The 17,492-nt window shown below is 72.5% G+C and carries 16 protein-coding genes and 1 pseudogene; 10 read left to right on the plus strand and 7 right to left on the minus strand.

Annotated elements, in window-relative coordinates; all coding sequences use genetic code 11:
• The first annotated feature begins 30 nt into the window (after positions 1-30).
• Positions 31-1,011, plus strand: coding sequence for a hypothetical protein (locus KBX63_RS18145; RefSeq protein WP_210912401.1), 981 nt, complete (start codon positions 31-33; stop codon positions 1,009-1,011).
• A gap of 527 nt (positions 1,012-1,538) precedes the next feature.
• Here the strand turns inward: KBX63_RS18145 and KBX63_RS18150 are convergent.
• Positions 1,539-2,678 carry a hypothetical protein gene (locus KBX63_RS18150; protein WP_210912402.1) on the minus strand — a complete coding sequence of 380 codons (1,140 nt, stop codon included), beginning with the start codon at positions 2,676-2,678 and terminating at the stop codon, positions 1,539-1,541.
• 410 nt (positions 2,679-3,088) lie between these two features.
• Here KBX63_RS18150 and KBX63_RS18155 point away from each other — a divergent pair, with 410 nt between their 5' ends.
• Together KBX63_RS18155 and KBX63_RS18160 are read left to right on the plus strand one after the other, a co-directional pair.
• Positions 3,089-3,358, plus strand: coding sequence for a hypothetical protein (locus KBX63_RS18155; protein ID WP_210912403.1), 270 nt, complete (start codon positions 3,089-3,091; stop codon positions 3,356-3,358).
• Positions 3,358-4,395, plus strand: a complete 1,038-nt coding sequence (locus KBX63_RS18160; protein ID WP_210912404.1) for a hypothetical protein — start codon at positions 3,358-3,360, stop codon at positions 4,393-4,395. Before KBX63_RS18155 ends, KBX63_RS18160 begins: the two co-directional genes overlap by 1 nt.
• A 52-nt stretch (positions 4,396-4,447) precedes the next feature.
• On the opposite strand, the gene KBX63_RS18165 is transcribed toward KBX63_RS18160, so the two are convergent.
• Positions 4,448-4,606, minus strand: a complete 159-nt coding sequence (locus KBX63_RS18165) for a hypothetical protein (protein WP_247662581.1) — start codon at positions 4,604-4,606, stop codon at positions 4,448-4,450.
• A gap of 179 nt (positions 4,607-4,785) precedes the next feature.
• On the opposite strand from KBX63_RS18165, the gene KBX63_RS18170 reads away from it, so the two are divergent.
• Entirely contained in the window at positions 4,786-5,715 is a 930-nt protein-coding gene (locus KBX63_RS18170; RefSeq protein WP_210912405.1) for an LLM class F420-dependent oxidoreductase, read from the plus strand.
• Positions 5,716-5,728: 13 nt separating this feature from the next.
• On the opposite strand, the gene KBX63_RS18175 is transcribed toward KBX63_RS18170, so the two are convergent.
• A complete protein-coding gene (locus KBX63_RS18175; protein ID WP_210912406.1) occupies positions 5,729-6,166 on the minus strand; it encodes a hypothetical protein in 438 nt (145 codons plus the stop codon).
• Between the two features lie 119 nt (positions 6,167-6,285).
• On the opposite strand from KBX63_RS18175, the gene KBX63_RS18180 reads away from it, so the two are divergent.
• Together KBX63_RS18180 and KBX63_RS18185 are read left to right on the plus strand one after the other, a co-directional pair.
• Positions 6,286-7,041, plus strand: coding sequence for a hypothetical protein (locus KBX63_RS18180; RefSeq protein ID WP_210912407.1), 756 nt, complete (start codon positions 6,286-6,288; stop codon positions 7,039-7,041).
• A 41-nt stretch (positions 7,042-7,082) separates the two neighbouring features.
• Positions 7,083-8,321, plus strand: a complete 1,239-nt coding sequence (locus KBX63_RS18185) for an FAD-binding protein (RefSeq protein ID WP_210912443.1) — start codon at positions 7,083-7,085, stop codon at positions 8,319-8,321.
• Here the strand turns inward: KBX63_RS18185 and KBX63_RS18190 are convergent, their stop codons facing one another.
• Entirely contained in the window at positions 8,322-9,470 is a 1,149-nt protein-coding gene (locus KBX63_RS18190) for a site-2 protease family protein (RefSeq protein WP_210912408.1), read from the minus strand.
• Between the two features lie 63 nt (positions 9,471-9,533).
• Positions 9,534-10,388: an alpha/beta hydrolase gene (locus tag KBX63_RS18195; RefSeq protein ID WP_210912409.1), complete on the minus strand. Its 855-nt coding sequence runs from the start codon at positions 10,386-10,388 to the stop codon at positions 9,534-9,536.
• 336 nt (positions 10,389-10,724) lie between these two features.
• Here KBX63_RS18195 and KBX63_RS18205 point away from each other — a divergent pair, with 336 nt between their 5' ends.
• Both KBX63_RS18205 and KBX63_RS18210 read left to right on the plus strand, forming a co-directional pair.
• Positions 10,725-11,435: an ABC transporter permease gene (locus tag KBX63_RS18205; protein WP_247662582.1), complete on the plus strand. Its 711-nt coding sequence runs from the start codon at positions 10,725-10,727 to the stop codon at positions 11,433-11,435.
• Between the two features lie 90 nt (positions 11,436-11,525).
• Positions 11,526-11,648: pseudogene (locus KBX63_RS18210) on the plus strand (response regulator transcription factor); the annotation flags it as partial.
• A 10-nt stretch (positions 11,649-11,658) separates the two neighbouring features.
• Here the strand turns inward: KBX63_RS18210 and KBX63_RS18215 are convergent.
• Complete coding sequence (locus KBX63_RS18215) at positions 11,659-12,570, minus strand: L,D-transpeptidase family protein (protein WP_210912410.1); 912 nt, start codon at positions 12,568-12,570, stop codon at positions 11,659-11,661.
• A 79-nt stretch (positions 12,571-12,649) separates the two neighbouring features.
• Positions 12,650-14,095, minus strand: a complete 1,446-nt coding sequence (locus KBX63_RS18220; RefSeq protein ID WP_210912411.1) for an alpha-amylase family protein — start codon at positions 14,093-14,095, stop codon at positions 12,650-12,652.
• Between the two features lie 299 nt (positions 14,096-14,394).
• Here KBX63_RS18220 and KBX63_RS18225 point away from each other — a divergent pair, with 299 nt between their 5' ends.
• Together KBX63_RS18225 and KBX63_RS18230 are read left to right on the plus strand one after the other, a co-directional pair.
• Positions 14,395-15,984: a hypothetical protein gene (locus KBX63_RS18225; protein ID WP_307871751.1), complete on the plus strand. Its 1,590-nt coding sequence runs from the start codon at positions 14,395-14,397 to the stop codon at positions 15,982-15,984.
• Positions 15,981-17,447, plus strand: coding sequence for an NADH-ubiquinone oxidoreductase-F iron-sulfur binding region domain-containing protein (locus KBX63_RS18230; protein ID WP_374102238.1), 1,467 nt, complete (start codon positions 15,981-15,983; stop codon positions 17,445-17,447). The genes KBX63_RS18225 and KBX63_RS18230 overlap by 4 nt, the downstream gene beginning before the upstream one ends.
• The last annotated feature ends 45 nt before the right edge of the window (positions 17,448-17,492 follow it).

A 17,492-nucleotide genomic window follows, 5' to 3' on the forward strand; every position in this document is an offset into this window, starting at 1 on the left:
CACCGAACCTCATCGACAGGGAGTACAACGATGCCCAGACGTACCGTCGCCAAGCTGGCCACCGTGAGCGCCGTCATCACCGCCTCGGTGCTGGCGGTGGCGCCCAGCGCGCACGCCGACCTGGTCACCCACTGCATCGGCACCGGCGGTGCGGTGACGGTGCCCAACGACCTGTACGTGCCGGCCGGTGAGTCCTGCGCGCTCACCGGCACCACGATCACCGGGAACGTGACCGTCGCCGCCGGCGGCAACCTGGTGGTCACCGGTGGCAACGTCAGCGGCGAGGTACGCGTCGCCGCGGACGGCTACCTGGACGCCACCGACACGACGATCGCCGGTCAGGTGGTGCTGGCCGCCGGCGGTTACGGCGCCTTCCTGAGGGACGCCCGGACCGGCAACGTGACGGTGCGGCCGAAGGGTGCCGCGACCATCGACAGCTTCCTGTTCGTCGAGCAGTCCACGATCGTCGGGACAGTCAACGCCGGCGCCGGTGAGGTCCGGCTCGACAGCGGCACCCAGGTGGAGCGCAACCTCAGCACCACCGGCACGTACTACACCGACGTGCACGACTCGTTCGTCGACGGCACGCTCTCGGTGCTGAACAGCGCCACCGGCAGTGTCGTGTGCGGCAGCGCGGTCCGGGGCCTGGCCACCTTCGCCGGCAACCTGGGTGCCGTGCAGCTCGGCCCGAACGGCAGCCTCGACAGTTGCGCCTCCGGGGGCTACTGGGGCCGGGACGTCAGCATCACGAACACCACCGGCGGTGCCACCGTCGACGACAACATCATCGACGGCCGGTTGACCGTCACGTCCAACAACCCGGCCGCCCAGGTGGCCGCGAACAACCGGATCCGCGGCGGCGTGACCGGTGACCAGGCGAGTGCCACCACCGCCCGGTCGGCCCGGTCCGCGGCCGTTGCGGACCGGGAGGGTGCCGGAGAGCAGCGGGCGGAGGCCCGCCGTACCTCCGCCACGCAGGAGGCTGTCGCTGCCGGCGCGGCGCGTCTCTAGGTAGTTCCCCGCGCGGGGTCACGGGCGATCCGGCCCGTGGCCCCGCACGGCTGCCGCAGCATCGAGGGCAGGCGCCGGTCACCAGCCGACAGCGCAGCCTCCTGCCACCGGTGCCCGGCCGACGACCCCATCCGCCGGAGTCCGCCGGACCCACACGCCCCCGGCAGGCCAGCCGTCGATAAGCGGCAGGACATCCGTGCGCTGACCCGGCAACACCAGCGGGGTGCGCACACCGACGCCGAGTTCGCGTGAAGCTGGTCAAGATCCACAAGATCCACAAGAGGCACTGAGGCGACGCTCGGCATGGGCCGTCAGCGAGCGTTATACCTCAGGGGCATAGTTATGCCTCAGAGGTATAACGCTCACAACAGCGACCGCCCGGAACGGGCGGCCGTGGCGGGGTCCGCCGGGACCGAACGGACCGGCGAGCACCAGCGGGATGTTCCGAGTCGCGCGGCGGCATGACCGACAGGACACCCGCCGAGGCGCCGGCGGGTCACCGGGCGGCCCGGCCTCGGCGTGGCTCGTCACTGGTCGACGACCGCTGCGATGGCGGCGCGCTGCGGCCACGTCTCGTCGGTCATGCAGTCGGTGAGGCAGGAGAGGCTGAAGGCTGGCGGCCAGGAGGCGCTGTGCCGGTTCTCGGCCGGCATCAGCGTCAGTGGTGCCTCCGGGTTCCACTCGATGGTGGGTGGCACGTGGACCGCCAGCACCTCACCGACGTACGGTCGTTCGGCCCATCGGACGGTCCGGCGCAGCACCTGCTCGGCGGTGATCTTGAGCAGTGTCACCGTGCAGAACTCAGGTGTGCCGCCGCGGCTCATCCACCGGCCGTAACCGAGGACGGCGCTCTCGGCGATCTCGTGTGGTTCGAGGTGACACTCCTCGCGCAGCTCCCGCAATGCGCCGCCGATGCCCATGTTGTCCCGGGTCTGCGCGACGAGCAGCAGCCGCCCGTCGATGGTGAATGCCAGGGTGGAGACCCCCACGACGTTGGCGAGCCCGCTGTCGGCGAACCCCCGCAACCGGCCGCGATGGTCGAGGATGAGGTCACGCCCTCGCAGCGCCAGGGTGTCCCGGCCGGCCTCATAGACGTCGTAGGAGGCGAGCAGGTTGCTGCAGAAGAAGTCGAAGTACTGTGCGGGCCGTAGTGTGACCACCCGGTCATCGGTGCCGGTGGGCAGGTCGGTGGCGAGGCCTAGCACCGCGGCGTTGTGCATGGCCGCGGTGCGGGCGTGCCGGGCCAGGAAGTCGAACGACCAGCGTCGGAGGTCCCGACCGAGTAGGTAGCTCGTCGGTGTCACCTCGCACCGGATCCGTAGATCGCGCAGCCGCGCACTCTCGGCGATGCGGACGATGCCCGTGCTGTGGGCGTTCTCCAGCACCCGCTTGGGGCCGGTGGCCTGCTCGGTGATGTCCCGGTAGTCGTCGCCCTCGCGCGGGTGGAAGCGGAACTGCCGGGCCCGTCGGCGGTTGCCGCGGATCTCCAACGCGGAGACCAGCGCGCCGGCGGTGGCCGCCGCGACGCTGAGCGCCAGCGGTGGGTTGTGCACGACGGTCGCCACGCTCAGGGTCGCCAAGCCGACGCCAGCGGTGGTCAGGCGGTACCGCCACAGGCCCCGACGCCAGATGCTCCATCGGTAGGTGGGTCCCGGGCGCTGTCGCATACCGGACAAGACGGTAAAGCCCCTGGTAGAGCACTGTTGGGGCAGGTGGAGAGGCTGACGGATGGCGGGCCACATCCCATTCCTCCGGCCCGGTGGGACAGCATCGTCCGCACCGGCGCCGCCCTCACCCAGCCCGGCCTCGCCGCCGCGGCGGACACGGCACAGCCGCCGGCCCGACCACGCGTACGGCCCGGCCCGTGGCTGCCGCCCACACCGCTCCGGGCGCCGCAGCGGTGCCACCGCCCATCCGGGACAAGGTCGTCCACACGTCCGGCAGCCTGGCGGCGCCGCGCGCCAAACGCGCCGCCGTACCCGTGCCCCGCCGACCTTTCGCACCGTGGACCACGCCCGGTCCGGCACCGCTCATCCGCGTGCCGGCCTGGCGACCGAAGCAGAGAGAGGGCCCCAACATGGCCGCTCCCACCGCGATCGCAGCCCTGAGCGCACCCGACTACTCACCGGGCGACCAGATGCTGCTGACCGTCACCTACTCCGACACCGACACGAAACCGCTGACCGTCACCATCGTGGTCACCGACGCGCAGGGCAACAGCAGCGCTCCCGTCAAGGTCACCGCGGTCATCGACCCGCTCACCCTGACCGTCAACGACGACTCCGGACGTACCTGGACCAGGGTCTCCGACAACGGCTCGGTCGCCGTGTACCGGGCGGTGGCGTGATGCCCCGGGTCACCGTCCAGGTCCGCGACGCCGCCGGACACACCGCCACCGCCACCGCCAACTACGCCCTGAGCCAGCCGGTGCTCGGCGGCTACTACCTTTCCGGCGGCGCCGACCCGACCGCGGACATGGCCGGCGGTAACTTCCGCTCGCTCACCCAGTACCGCAGCTTCGCCGACGGCTACACCTTTCCCGGCTACAACCGGCCCTGGCTGATCAACCTGGGCAGGGCCGGGGTGCAGATGAACATGGTCCTGGAACTGAAGCACTACGGCGCCCCGAACGCCGGGCCGCAGAGCTTCACCGTGGACGGCACCAGCTACACCGTGCCGGGGCCGTCGATGACCATCCAGCAGCGCCCCGGCACCACCTGGCCGAAAGCGTACGGGTACGGCCAGGTGCTCAACGGCCAGTGCGACGGGTTGTTCCACCGCGCCCTGGCGCAGTACCGCACGCTCGGTTTCGGGGTGAACATCCAGCTCGCCTCGGAGTTGGACACGGACCACGAGTTCGGCACGACCGAGGGCAGCAGGGCGTACACCTGGGCCGAGTCGGACGCGCGGGCCGTGCAGGCGATGAACTACATCCTCACCTGGTTCAAGGCGCGGACGCTGCCCGCCGGCACCACCTTCTCGATCGGGCTCGGTGGCTTCGACCGCGCCTGCTTCCAGCGCACCCACCCGGAGGCGCTGATGTCCCGGCTGGACTTCCTCCAGTGGAACACCTACGCCACCAACGCCAACGACACCGCGCTGGCCCGGTTCCGCCGCACGAAGGACTGGGGGGTGGCGGACCTCGGCCCGGTCGCACTGTCCCGGCCCGTGATCATCGCGGAGTGGGGAGTGCGGTCGGCCGAGATCCCGAACCAACCGGCCTGGATCGCCACCGTCCCGGCGGCCGTGGCCAAGCTCAACGCCGAGCGCGGGCCACGGATCGTCCGGACCAACTACTTCAACTCCGGGTGGGGCACCCTGTCGCCGAAGGCGGCCGGGTTGGCCGCGCTCCGGGCCGCGTACGCCACCCGCCCGTACGTCTGACCGGGCCGGAGTTCGGTACCGGCTCGGTGGCGGGCCGCACCGCCGCCGCGGGTCAGCCCTCGCCGAGCCGGGCGGCGTACGTGTCGCGCAGCTCGGGCCAGCCGAAGTCGAGGGCCTCGGCGCCCCGGATCGGGCCGATCGGGTCGCCGTCGAGCAGCCGGTCGGCCACGTCGAGGCAGAGGTGCCAGCCGGCGGCGACCATCGCCAGCATGCCCGGGTCGGCGACGGTGTGCCGCAGGGGCCCGGGTCGAGGCGGTAGATCCGCTGCCGGGCGGCGATGCGGCAGGAGACGAAGCCGGCCTCACGGAGCACCCGCAGGTGCTTCGAGAGCATATGAGGCGCACCGGCCGTACCAGAGCGGCACCGGGGCCGGCTTCCTATGCTCGGAGCATGGAATTGCGGATCTTCACCGAACCCCAGCAGGGCGCCAGCTACGACCAGTTGCTCGCCGTGGCCCGCTGCGCCGAGGACGCCGGCTACGGTGCCTTCTTCCGGTCCGACCACTACCTCATGATGGGCGCGGTGACCGGTGAGCCCGGCCCCACCGACGCGTGGACCACCCTTGCCGGCCTGGCCCGGGACACCAGCCGGATCCGGCTCGGTACCCTGATGACGGCTGCCACCTTCCGGCTGCCCGGCCCGCTGGCGATCACCGTGGCGCAGGTCGACCAGATGAGCGGCGGCCGGGTGGAGCTGGGCATCGGCACCGGCTGGTACGCCGATGAGCACACCGCGTACGGCATCCCGTTCCCGGCCCTGAGCGAGCGGTTCGACCGGCTGGAGGAGCAGCTCGAGGTCATCACCGGGCTCTGGGCCACGCCGCCCGGGGAGCGGTTCGATCACGCCGGCCGTTACTACCCGATCAGTGACTCGCCCGCCATGCCCAAGCCGGTGCAGCAGCCCCGCCCGCCGATCCTGCTCGGCGGAATGGGTCCGAAGCGCACCCCTCGGCTGGCCGCCCGCTACGCCGACGAGTTCAACCTGCCGTTCGCCTCGACGGCCGACACGGCGGCGCAGTTCGACCGGGTCCGTGCGGCGTGCACCGAGATCGGTCGCGACCCGGCCGAGCTGACCTGGTCCAACGCCCTGGTGCTCTGCTGCGGCCGGGACGACGCCGAGGTGGCCCGCAGGGCCGCCGGCATCGGCCGCGACCCGGACGAGCTGCGGGCCAACGGCGTGGCCGGCACGCCCGCCGAGGTCCTCGACACCATCGGCCGGTACGCGGATGTCGGCAGTCAGCGGATCTACCTCCAGGTGCTGGACCTCAGCGACCTGGAGCACCTCGAGCTGGTCGCCAGCGAGGTGATGGCGAAGCTCTGAGCCCGCCGGCCGGTCACGCGCCTCGGCGCGCCCCGCCGCCCGTTCCGACCATGCCCGGGTCGCGCAGCACAGTGTCCAGCCGGCCGTCCCGGTCGCTGTCCACATAGGTGACGTCCGCTACCCCGTCGCCGTCCAGGTCGATCTGGACGATGTCGGCGACGCCGTCGCCGTCGAGATCGGTGGCCACCTCCACCGAACCGTCCAGATGCCGGGTCACGATCGACTGCGGCTCGGCGCCGGGTGCGCGCGGCGGCGGCCCGGGAGCCGGCACCGGCGTCGGTGCCGGCGCGGGCGCGGGTGTCGGGCGGGGCCCGGGCGTGGGCGCCGGATGGCTCGGCAACCGGGCGCCCGGCGGGGCGCTGGCCTGCTCGACCCTACTGCCGGTCGGGTCCAGCTCCTCCTCAGAGGGGAACACATCGCCCCGCGGGGCCGGATCACGGTAGCTGCTCATGGGCGTAGGGTTCCCCGACGATGGCGAGAACAACCGTGCCCGATCGTCCGGTGTCCGTGGCTCCCGGTGTGTCGGACGATGCTGGGACCGACGCCACGGTCATGAACGGGGGTCCGAGCGTGGAACTGCGCCGGAGTCGGGGGGCCCTGGTGCTCGCCCTGGTCTGCGTACTCGGTGGGGTGGTGTTGCTGGCCCTGCCCCGCGACGACGCCCTGCTACGGACGATCATCGCGGTGGGAGCCGTCGCGCTGGGCGTCGTGACGCTGGTCAGCGCGTTGCGGCCCTTCCGGTTCGCGATCGGCGCGGACGGACTGACCATTCGACGACCGGGCCTGCGCCGGTCGATCCGCTGGGCCGAGGTCGACACGCTGGTCCTCGACGAGCCACCCCGGCGGGACGGCCGTCCGGTGCCACCGCGGCTGCTGCTGGTGCCTGTGCCGGGTGTGCCGCTCGGGCCGCGGGTGACCGCCCGCCATCCCGTCGACGGCCGGCCCGCCATCGAACTGCTCGTCCTCGACCAGGTCCGGGAGCAGCCGGAGCAGGTGTCCGCCGCGCTCACCCGCTACGCCGGCGAGCGGTTCGTTGACCTGCCCGCGCTGCGCCGCGCCGCCTTCACCGAGCCGGACCTCCCCGCGAGCCTGCGCGGCTACCGGATGGACCAGGTCGACCAGTTGATCCGGCGCGGCCAGGACGCCCTGGTGTCCGGGGACGCGCAGACCCGGCAGGCGGCCCGGGCGGAGATCGAACGATCCCGCACCGTCGGCCTGCCGATCGCCCAGCGCGGTTACAGCCGGCTCCAGGCCGACACGGTGCTGGACGCTCTCCTCGCCGCGTTGGCCGACCACTCATCCACCGATCGGGAGACCGCACCGTGATCGCACTGGGATACGGCGGCCCGTCGACCGCCACGGCCGACGTGCCGCGCCGCAACTGGGCCGGCAACGTGCGCTACGCCGCGCAGGCGTTCCACCGGCCCACCACGACCGACGAGCTGCGCCGGCTGGTCGCCGGCAGCGCCCGGATCCGGGCGGTGGGCACCGGGCACTCCTTCAACCGGTTCGGCGACACCGCCGGCGACCTGGTCACCCTGGCCGGGCTGCCTCCGGCGATCGACGTGGACGCCGACCGCGCGCGGGTCACCGTCACCGGCGCGCTGCGCTACGGCGACGTCGCCCGGCGGCTGCACGCCCAGGGGTACGCGCTGGCCAACCTCGCCTCGCTGCCGCACATCTCGGTGGCCGGGGCGGTGGCGACCGCCACCCACGGCTCCGGTCAGACCCACGGCAACCTGGCCACCTCCGTCGCCGCCCTGGAGCTGGTCACCGCCGACGGGGACCTGCTGCACGTCGACCGCGACACCGACGGGGACACGTTCGCCGGCATGGTGGTGGGGCTCGGCGCGCTCGGCCTGGTCACCCGGGTCACCCTGGACGTGGTGCCGACCTTCGAGCTGCGCCAGTACGTGCGGCTCGACCTGCCCCGGGAGGCGCTGGACGAGGCGCTCGGCTCGGCGTACAGCGTGAGTCTGTTCACCGACTGGCGCGCGCCGCGACTGCGTGAGGTGTGGCGCAAGCAGCGGGCGGACCAGCCGCCACCCCCGGCGGACTGGCTCGGCACCACGGCCGCCGACGGGCCGCGCCACCCGGTGCTCGGGATGCCGGCGGAGAACTGCACCGAGCAGCTCGGTGTGCCGGGCCCGTGGCACGAGCGGCTGCCGCACTTCAAGCTCGGCTTCACCCCGAGCAGCGGCGACGAGCTCCAGTCCGAATACCACCTGCCACGCGCGGTGGCGGCCGAGGCCCTCGCCGCCCTGGACGACGTGGCGCACCTGATCGCCCCGGTGCTCCAGGTCTGCGAGCTGCGTACGGTGGCGGCCGACGAGCTGTGGCTCAGCCCGAACCATCACCGGGACAGCCTCGCCGTGCACTTCACCTGGATCGGCGACCCGGTGGCGGTGGCCCCCGTTCTGGCGGCGGTGGAGGAACGGCTGACGCCGTTCGCGCCGCGTCCGCACTGGGGCAAGGTCTTCACCACCGATCCGGTCGCGCTCGCCGCCCGCTATCCCCGGTACGCGGACTTCGCCGCGCTGTTGGGCCGCCTCGACCCAACCGGCAAGTTCCGCACCAACGAGCTGGACACCCACTTCCCCCGCTGATCAGCGGGGTGCGGCGGTGGTGGGTTGGTTGGTGCGGAGGCTGCCGCGTTGGACGGCTCGGCTGATGTCGCTGGGGGAGACGATGCCGACCAGCCGGCCTTCGGTCACCACCAGGGCCCGGCCGTCGGCGCACTCACTGAGCCGGGGGAGCAGGTCGTTGAGTTCCTCGCCGGGTTGGGCGAGGACCAGTTGGTCGGCCCGGCAGGCCACCTCGGCCAGCGTGGTCGACGCCCGCCGGTCGGCCGGTACGCCCCGTACCCGGTCCAGGGTGACCAGGCCGGTCGGCCGGCCGTCCTCGGTGAGCGGCAGCGCCGAATGCCGGTACGCGAACAGGTAGTGGTCGACGAAGTCGGCGACCGTCATCTCCGCCGAGGCGGTCTGCGGCTGCGGGGTCATCACCTCGCCGACCCGGATCCCGCGCAGCGCGCTGCCGGTGCGGGCCTGCCGCTCCTCCATCCCGGCGGCCCCGATCAGGAACCAGCCGATCAGCGCCAGCCAGAGCCCGCCGAATCCCACCCCGGACAGGAACTGCCACAGCCCGAGACCGATCAGCAGCGCGCCGAGCACCCAGCCGGCCCGGGCGGCGACCACCGAAGCCCGGGTACGGTCGCCGGTGGCCTTCCACACGGCCGCGCGCAGCAGCCGCCCGCCGTCCAGGGGTGCGGCCGGCAGGACGTTGAAGATGGCCAGCAGCACGTTGATGCCGGCCAGCCAGGCCATCACCCCGAGCAGCAGGCCACCCTGCCCGGCCAGCGCGAGCAGCGCGGCGATGACGCCGAAGAAGGCCCCGAGCAGCAGGCTGACCAGCGGGCCGATCCCGGAGATCCGCAGCTCCGCGCCCGGGTCGCGGGGCTCGCCTCTCAGCTCGGCCACCCCGCCGAACAGCCAGAGCGTGATGCCCCCGACCTCCAGCCCGTTGCGTTTGGCGACGATCGCGTGGGACACCTCGTGTGCCAGCAGGCCGACGAAGAAGACCACCGCCGCGGCCAGCCCGGCCAGGGTGTACGCCACAGGTGAGCGGTCGGGGTACGACCGGGGGAACTGGTTGGCCGCCAGCCCCCAGGCGATCAGCGCGAAGATGACCAGAACACTCCAATTGACGCCGACCGGTACGCCCGCGATCCGGCCAAGCCGGAAGCTCGCCCTCATCCCTGCCCGTTACCCCCGCTCGGCCCACCCATGCGCCCGACAGCTCGCCGGTGCTGTGGAAGCTCAGCGGCGCGGGCTCTCGCTGGCGATGGTCGCCTCCCGGGGCAGTGCCGCCGCGCGCAGCGCCCAGTCCAGCGCGTAGTCGGCGATCTCCTCCCAGCCCTCCTGCCCGACGGTGAAGTGCGACCGGCCGGGAAACTCCTGGTACGCGGTGAGCGCCCGGGATTTCTGGTAGAGCGCGGCGTTCGATTTGACAAGCGTCGGCGGCACCACGTGGTCGACTCCGCCAGCTATCAGCAGCAGCGGCGCGCGATTGTCGCGTCCGGTGTCGACGCGGGCGGGTGAGCGCGGGTCGAGGTTGGCGAACGAGCCCTCGAAGAGCACCCGACCGGCGCCTGGAACGGCGTAGCGCTGCCAGGCTCGGTCGGAGTCTTCCCGGCTCATCGTGTTGCCGAAGGCGTAGTGGAAGTCGTCCGGGGTGAACGGGACAGCCCGGTGCCGGTTGGCGGGGCTGCGCAGGATCGAGAAGGCGGAGCGCAACGTGGTCAGCGGTAGCTTGAGCACCCCCTTCACCGGCGCGGGGTGCACGCCCACCACCGCCGCGCCGAGGCCCCGATCGAGCAGCAGTTGGGCGATCAGGCCGCCGAACGAGTGCCCCATGATGATCGGCGGACTGGGCAGCGCCCGGATCAGGCCGTCGTAGTGCTTGACGATGCCGGCGATGCGCTGCCCGGCGATCGGGGCGGGGTCGTCCCGCAGACGCTCGACCTCCCGGTCCATCCCGGGCCAGGCGGGCGTGAGCACCCGCAGACCCCGGGCGGTGTACCGCCGCGCCCATCCCTCCCAGCTGCGCGAGGTCATCCAGAGCCCGTGGACCAGCACGACCGTGTCGACCTGACCCTGCGGCGTGGCACCCATCGCGTTCCCCCTGTCGCGGCGTCCGGCCCGGCGGTTACCCGCTGCCGTGCGCGGAATTCCTCCCCGGTAAGGACGGGGGCTGCTCAGCGGTCTCGCGTAGCGGAGCGGTGGCGTGCCCCAGCTGGGAGCCGGCGGGTCGCGGCCCGGTAGTGGATGTTCCGGTGAGCGTTATGACTCAGAGGCATAGTTATGCCTCTGAGTCATAACGCTCGTCGCGGTGCCCCGCTCGTGCGGACGTCACGCTCCGTATCGCCGGGACGGCCCTGACAAATGTCACGGCCGGAACGTGACGACCGCTCCGGGCAACGGCCCCCGCGCCGCCGGAGCATGACTGACATGACCAGTACGCACCCGGCCGTCGAACTCAACGGCCTCACCAAGACCTTCGGAGCCGTCACCGCGGTCGACGGGCTGAGCCTGCGGGTGCGGCCGGGCGAGGTGGTGGCGTACGGCCGCCCGGTGACGGCGTACGTCATGATCAGCCTGGCCGTCTACGCGGCCATGGTGGCGACCACCAGCGCCGGCGGCGCGGTGGCCACCGAGCGGGCGCTGGGCTGGAGCCGGCAGCTGCGGCTCACCCCGCTACGCCCGCCCGCGTACGTGGCCACCAAGCTGATCACCGCGATGACCCTCGGCCTGCTCGCGGTCGTCGTCGAGTTCCTGGTGGGCGCGGCCGCCGGCGTCCGCATCCCGGCGTACGTCTGGCTGCTCGCCGGGCTCGCCGCCTGGCTCGGCTCGCTGGTCTTCGCCGCGTTCGGCCTCTTCATGGGCTATCTGGTGCCGGCCGAGAACGTCATGCAGTTCATCGGCCCGATCCTGGCCGTGCTGGCCATGTTCGGCGGGCTCTTCGTCCCGCTCGAGGTGCTGCCGGAGGTGCTCCAGCACGTCGCCCGGTTCACCCCGGTGTACGGCATGGGCGAGCTGTCCCGCGCCCCGCTCACCGGCGAAGGGGTGAGCATGGCCGCGGTGGCCAACATTGCCTGCTGGGCCCTGGTCTTCGGTGTCGGCGCGGCCCGGCTGTTCCGCCGGGACACCGCTCGGGTCTGATCGTTCCGACCGTTAGCGTGGACCCGATGGATCTCTCGACGGGGCAGCCCCGGCCGGCGAGCCGCCACTGGCGGTTCACCTGGCGGAGAGCTGCACCTGTCCGAGGGGACGGTACGCAACCACTTCTCGGCGGCGATCGGCAAGACCGGCGCCCGCAACCGGGCCGAGGCGGTCCGCATCGCCGAGCAGAACGGCTGGCTGCTCGGCGAGTGAGCGGCGTCGCTCAGGCCGTCGGCGGCGGGGTGGGAAGCTGGTCGACGACCACCAGGCTGCTGCCGGGGCGGACCTCGGCGAGCAGTTCCCGCTGGCCGCTGCGGGTCACCCGGATGCAGCCGTTGGTGGTGTTCTCGCCCAGCTCGCCGTCGTGGTACCAGCTGTGCAGCCCGATGTGCGCGCCGCGCAGCCCGGTCGGCACCGACTCCGGGTCGTCGGGCACCGAGCCGAGGGCGTAGATGTCCACCCCGCCGTAGACGTCCTGCGGCGGCGGGGTGCGGCCCAGGATGAAGGTCCGCCCGAGCGGGGTCTCCTGCCCTGGCTGGCCGAGGCTGGTCTGCCAGGAGCGCACCGCCTTGCCGGCCCGGTACCAGGTGAGCCGGTGCACCTTGCGCTCCACCACGATCTGGTCGCGCAGCGCCACGGTTTCGAATCCGCCGCGCGGCAGCCAGGCGAGCCGCCGGTTGGCCGACGGGAGCAGGACGGCCGTCCAGCCGACCCGTTGTTCGGCGATCGGCACGGTCAGCTCGACACCCGCGAGCGTCGGTTCGAGGAAGGCCAGCGGACGTCCGCCGGGCGCGTCGTATGCGGCGATCCGCCGGGTCGGGTGCACACCCTCGGTCAGGGGCGTGGTGTCCATGGTGGCCGGATCGGCGGGGAACCCCTTGGGTGCGGGGTCGTAGTCGACCACGGGTAGTCCGTCCGGGGCGGGCGCGGCCGGCGGCACCGATTCCTCGGGTGTCTGCTCGGCACTGCTCGGCGTCGGGTCGGGCGCCGCCGCATGCGAGCGGTCGGTGGTCGCCGAGCGCGGGGTGAGGGCCTGGCCGACCAGCAGCGCGGCGATCAGCAGCGCGGCCACGGCGACGGCGGCGGCCACCCAGGCGCCCCGGCGGCGGGACGGGGTCATTCGGTCAAACGGCACGAAACCACTGTATCGGACCTGTTAGGAGGGGGCCCTTCCTATGCAAAAAGCGATAACAAGGGCCCCTTCCTGACGGTGGTCAGACGCGCGCGCCGACGTGGATGGCCACGGCGTCGTGCGCGGGCACGTTGGCGGCGAACCAACCGTTACCGTCCACCGTGATCACCGGGCCGCTGCACGTGCCGCCCGCGTACGTGCCGTGGATGACGTCGCAGTATCGGCCGGCGGGCAGCCCCGTGTAGTACGAGCGCCCGTTCACCGCGGAGTCCTCGTCGTTGACCGTGATGAAACCCTTGCCGTTGCGGCTGAACGCGATGTGGTTGTTGCCGTTGTCGTACCAGTTGGCCACGCCGGCACCCTCGGTGGCGTTGCGGAAGCCGACCATGTTGGCGATCACCGGCCAGCGGTGCTCGCACTCCCAACCCGAGTAGCAGGTGGTGTTCAACGTCTTGTTGGCGCCGTCCGAGGGCGGGCCGGCGTCCCGGTTGTTGAAGGTGTAGCTGGACATGACGGTCGGCGAGCCGTACGGCCAGGCCAGCATGAAGGCGTTCGCGAGGGCGTAGATCCCACGGTCCCGGTACGTGAGCACCCCGCCGGCGTCGCGCTGGGTGTCGTGGTTGTCCACGAACACCGAGGACGGCCCGGTGGGCAGGTGTCCCCAGCCCTCGCCGAAGTTGCGCAGGTACGCCAACCGCTCCGAGCGGAACACCCGGGCCAGGTCCTTGCCGTAGCGGAACTCGTGCACGTCACCGTTGCCGGTGTACTCGGTCGGCTGGATCGGCTCACCGGCGCCGTGGATGACCTCCTGCACGATGTACGCGGAGCGGGAGAGCTTGCCCTTGATGGCGGCGATGTCGGCCGCCGGCATGTGCTTGCTGGCGTCCAGCCGGAACCCGTCCACGCCGAGGGAGAGCAGGTCGTTGAGGTACGCGGCGATCTTCGTGCGGACGTAGTCCGACTCGGTCTTCAGGTCCGAGAGGTTGACCAGCTCGCAGTTCTGCACCTCGTACCGGTCGTTGTAGTTGGCGATGTCGTCGCCGCCGTTGCGGCCGCAGTGGTGGAAGTCCTGGGTCTGGTAGATGCCCGGGTAGTCGTAGTGCGCGTACGACGAGCCGGCCCAGCCGGTGCCGCCGGCGTCCTGCCCGGACATGTGGTTGATGACCGCGTCGACGATCACCCTGACCCCGGCCGCGTGGCAGGTGTTCACCATGGACCGGAACTGGGCCCGGGTGCCCTTGCGGGACTCGATCCGGTAGCTGACCGGCTGGTACGCCAGCCACCACTGGTTGCCTCGCACGTGTTCCTGCGGGGGCGAGACCTGCACGTAGCCGTAGCCCTTCGGCCCGAGCGTGCTCTGGCACTCGCTGGCCACCGATGGCCAGTTCCACTCGAAGAGCTGGACGATGACCTTCTTGCCGCCGGACGGGGCGGCGACGGCCGGGGGAGCCGTCACGGTGGTGGGGACGAGCAGGCTGGCAACCAGGCCGAGGGCGAGGATCGCTGAGCCGCGTCGACGTCGGTGCATCGGGACTCCTGACGGGGGCGGGGGTGGGGTGTGGTGCGGCGGGGGACAGGCCGGTTGCCGGAATCTTGCAACCAGGACTGAAATTTTCCGAAAGGTTACAAGCGTGTTGCAGCGACTGTCAATGCATGGACATCCATCACTGTCCTCTCCGGCCCGGCGGTGCGGCGAACCCACGCTCCTGCGGGTGCCGCTACACGCGTCCCGGCGGCGATCGGTTCGATCCCGCGCAGAAATTTCCATCCCGGGGTGATCCGAGAGCCCCTTCGGTCCGTACTGGATGGGGGAGCAGGGGTCGGCCGGTGGTACGCCGCCGCGAGACGATCGAGGAGCAGATGGCCCGGGCAAAGCAGAACCAGAAGGCGCCCACCGTCCGGACCAGCGCCAGCAGTCGGGGGGTGCGAACCCGGTCTCGGTCGGCGGCCACGATGCTGATCGCGTCGGTGCTCGCCGCACTCTGGGCGGCGACCATGCTGACCGGCGCGGGTCAGAAGGCGTACGCGTACGGCTTCTTCTTCACCGAGTTCTTCGCCGGCGTGATCGCCCTGGTGTCACTGAGCCTCACCGTGATGCTCGGCCTGCTCGCCACCGACCGCCTCGTGCTGCGCATCTCGCACCGGGTGCTGTTGCAGTCGGCGCACCGGGCCACCGGCGTACTCGGCGTCGCCGGGCTGCTCTTCCACGTACTCACCAAGATCGCGACCGGTCGGGCGGCGGCGACCGACGCGCTGGTGCCGTTCGTCGGCGGCGGAGGGCTCTACGTCGGGCTCGGCACGGTGGCCGCCCTGCTGATGGTGAGCGTGATCTGGACCGGCATCATCCGCGCCCGCTTCGCCGGCGTCGGTCCGAAGTGGCTGTGGCGCACGCTGCACTCCATGGCGTACGTCGCCTGGCCGTTCGCCCTGTTCCACGGCCTCAACGCCGGCCGGGTCGCGAAGTCCTGGGTGGTGTTCAGCTATCTCGGCTGCATCCTGCTGGTCGTGCTGGCGCTGCTGGTCCGGCTCTCGGTCACCATCGGCCGGCGCAGCCGCGAGCAGCACCAGGCCGCGGTGCGGAACGCGGCGATGGCCGGCCGGGCCGGCGAGGAGGGCCGCGGCCGATCGCTGCTGGCCGGGCTGAGCCGTCGCCGCGACACCGGCGCGGAGAAGCGTCCCGCCTGGGCGGAGACCACCACCGCCACGTGGGCCGCGCCGGCCACCGCCCGCCCCCGCGACCCCGACCGGTTCACCGTGCCGGTGGTGCCCGAGCCGGGCTCGCTCACCGAGGCCGTCCGGCCCACCCGACGCCGGCGGGACGAGGAGCCAGCCGCCCGCCGGGACACCGAACGGGCCGCGCGCGGTCGGCGCGACGAGCTGGAGCCGGCGACCCGTCGGCGCGGCGAGCGCACCCGCGACCGGGACGAGGCGGCCCCGACCGGGCGGCGGCGGGGCAGCGCGCCGGTCGAGGAGCCGGTCGCCGAGCGGTCCAGCCGCCGGTCCCGTTCCGAGGACGACGGCAGCCGGTACTCGGTCCCACCCCGACGGACGGTCGAGGAGCCCGAGGAGCCGTGGGACAGCCCACGCCGGTGGCAGGCCGCCGAGCCGATCTCTGCCGGCCCGGTCTCCGCCGAGCCGATCTCCGCTGGGCCGATCTCCGCGGCGCCGCGCAGCGGCAGCGGCCGGCACAGCGTCGACGACGACCTGCCGGAGGAGCCGGACTACTGGCGCCCGCCGGCCCGGTACCTGCCGGAGGAGGTCGCGCCGCCCGTCGACGACACGCCCACTCTGGTCGACCTGGCGTCTCGCCGGGCGCGGCGGGCCGCCGGCGAGAGCCGGTCCGCCAAGCGTCGCCGGGCCAGCGCCGACGCCGTGGACGGGGCGTACTGGGCCGGGCTGCGAGGTGAGGCGAAGTGATGCGCACGACCGTGCCTCCGGTGGCCTGTGTCGGTGAGCCCCGGCTCACCGCCGGGTTCGCCGAGTTCGGCCGGCTGGACCTGGCCGCGCACGACGAGGTGCACGGGCCCATCGGCCCGATGGAGCCGGCCCAGCTGCTCCGGCTCACCGAGGGCATGCAGCTCAAGGGCAAGGGCGGAGCGGGTTTCCCGTTCGCCCGCAAGCTGCGCGCGGTGCTGGAGTCCTGCGAGCGGCAGGACCTCGCCGCGGTGGTGGTGGTCAACGCGACCGAAGGGGAGCCCGCCAGCTGGAAGGACAAGGTGCTGCTGACCCGCGCCCCGCACCTGATCCTCGACGGCGCGGCGCTGGCCGCGTACGCGTTGGACGCCGAGGAGATCGTGATCGGCGTGGCCGACGACGGGGTGGGCCAGGACTCGCTCATGGAGGCACTGGCGGAACGCCGGATGCCGGTGCCCACCACCATCGTCACCGTGCCGCACCGGTTCATCTCCGGCGAGGGCGGTGCGCTGGTCAACGGCATCAACGGGTTGCCGCACATCCCGCCCGGCACCAAGAAGCGCTCCAGCGACTCCGGCGTCGGCGGCCTGCCCACCCTGCTGTCCAACGCCGAGACGTACGCCCAGCTCGCCGTCGCCGCCCGGCTCGGCCCGTACGAGTACGCGGCGCTCGGCACCGACGACGAGCCGGGCACCCTGCTGCTCACCGTGACCGGCGCGGCCGGCCGGCCGGCCGTGGTGGAGTGCACCGCCGGCATGCCCCTGCGCGACGTCCTCGACCTGTGCGAGGTACCGGACGTCCAGGGCATCCTCATGGGTGGCTACCACGGCAAGTGGATCACCCCGGAGGCGGCGGAGAAGGCGGAGGTGTCCCGCAAGGGCCTCGCCGCGGTGGGTGGCACCCTCGGCGCGGGCATCATCGTCCCGCTCGGCGTCGACACCTGCCCGCTCGGTGAGGCCGCCCAGGTGGTGCGCTACCTGGCCGGTGAGTCCGCCGGCCAGTGCGGACCGTGCAAGATGGGTCTGCCGGACCTGGCCCGCGCGGTGGACCTGGCGGTCGCCGGCAGCCAACCGGCGGACGTGGTGCGGGCCGCCGCCGGCGAGGTGAAGGGGCGCGGCGCGTGCAGCCACCCCGACGGCACCGCCCGGTTCGCCCTCTCCGCGATCGAGGTCTTCGCCGACGACCTGCGGCTGCACAGCACCGGCGACGGCTGCGGCCGGCGGGTCAAGGGCGTGATGGGGCTGCCGGGCGCGCCCGACGGAAACCCGCAGAAGCTCACCCTGGACTGGTCGCGCTGCGACGGGCACGGGCTCTGCGCGCACGTGGTGCCCGACTTCATCCGGCTCGACGGCAACGGTTACCCCGCCTTCCCGCCCACCCCGGTGCCGACCTGGCTGCGGGAGGGCGCGCTGAAGGCCGTCAAGGTCTGCCCGGAGCTCGCCCTCCGACTCGCGAAGGCCGAGTAAGGGAGGGCACCTTCGTAACGCCTGGTGTATAGGAAGGGGCCCTTC

Source organism: Micromonospora sp. U21 (assembly GCF_018070045.1).
Lineage (GTDB): Bacteria > Actinomycetota > Actinomycetes > Mycobacteriales > Micromonosporaceae > Micromonospora.

Bases quoted from the DNA above. Each gene is read 5' to 3' on its own strand.
- KBX63_RS18170 (WP_210912405.1), top strand. From the start codon at position 4,786: ATGGAATTGCGGATCTTCACCGAACCCCAGCAGGGCGCCAGCTACGAC.
- KBX63_RS18145 (WP_210912401.1), top strand. From the start codon at position 31: ATGCCCAGACGTACCGTCGCCAAGCTGGCCACCGTGAGCGCCGTCATC.
- KBX63_RS18165 (WP_247662581.1), bottom strand. From the start codon at position 4,606: ATGCTGGCGATGGTCGCCGCCGGCTGGCACCTCTGCCTCGACGTGGCC.
- KBX63_RS18195 (WP_210912409.1), bottom strand. From the start codon at position 10,388: ATGGGTGCCACGCCGCAGGGTCAGGTCGACACGGTCGTGCTGGTCCAC.
- KBX63_RS18205 (WP_247662582.1), top strand. From the start codon at position 10,725: ATGACCAGTACGCACCCGGCCGTCGAACTCAACGGCCTCACCAAGACC.
- KBX63_RS18175 (WP_210912406.1), bottom strand. From the start codon at position 6,166: ATGAGCAGCTACCGTGATCCGGCCCCGCGGGGCGATGTGTTCCCCTCT.
- KBX63_RS18190 (WP_210912408.1), bottom strand. From the start codon at position 9,470: ATGAGGGCGAGCTTCCGGCTTGGCCGGATCGCGGGCGTACCGGTCGGC.
- KBX63_RS18150 (WP_210912402.1), bottom strand. From the start codon at position 2,678: ATGCGACAGCGCCCGGGACCCACCTACCGATGGAGCATCTGGCGTCGG.
- KBX63_RS18155 (WP_210912403.1), top strand. From the start codon at position 3,089: ATGGCCGCTCCCACCGCGATCGCAGCCCTGAGCGCACCCGACTACTCA.
- KBX63_RS18220 (WP_210912411.1), bottom strand. From the start codon at position 14,095: ATGCACCGACGTCGACGCGGCTCAGCGATCCTCGCCCTCGGCCTGGTT.
- KBX63_RS18160 (WP_210912404.1), top strand. From the start codon at position 3,358: ATGCCCCGGGTCACCGTCCAGGTCCGCGACGCCGCCGGACACACCGCC.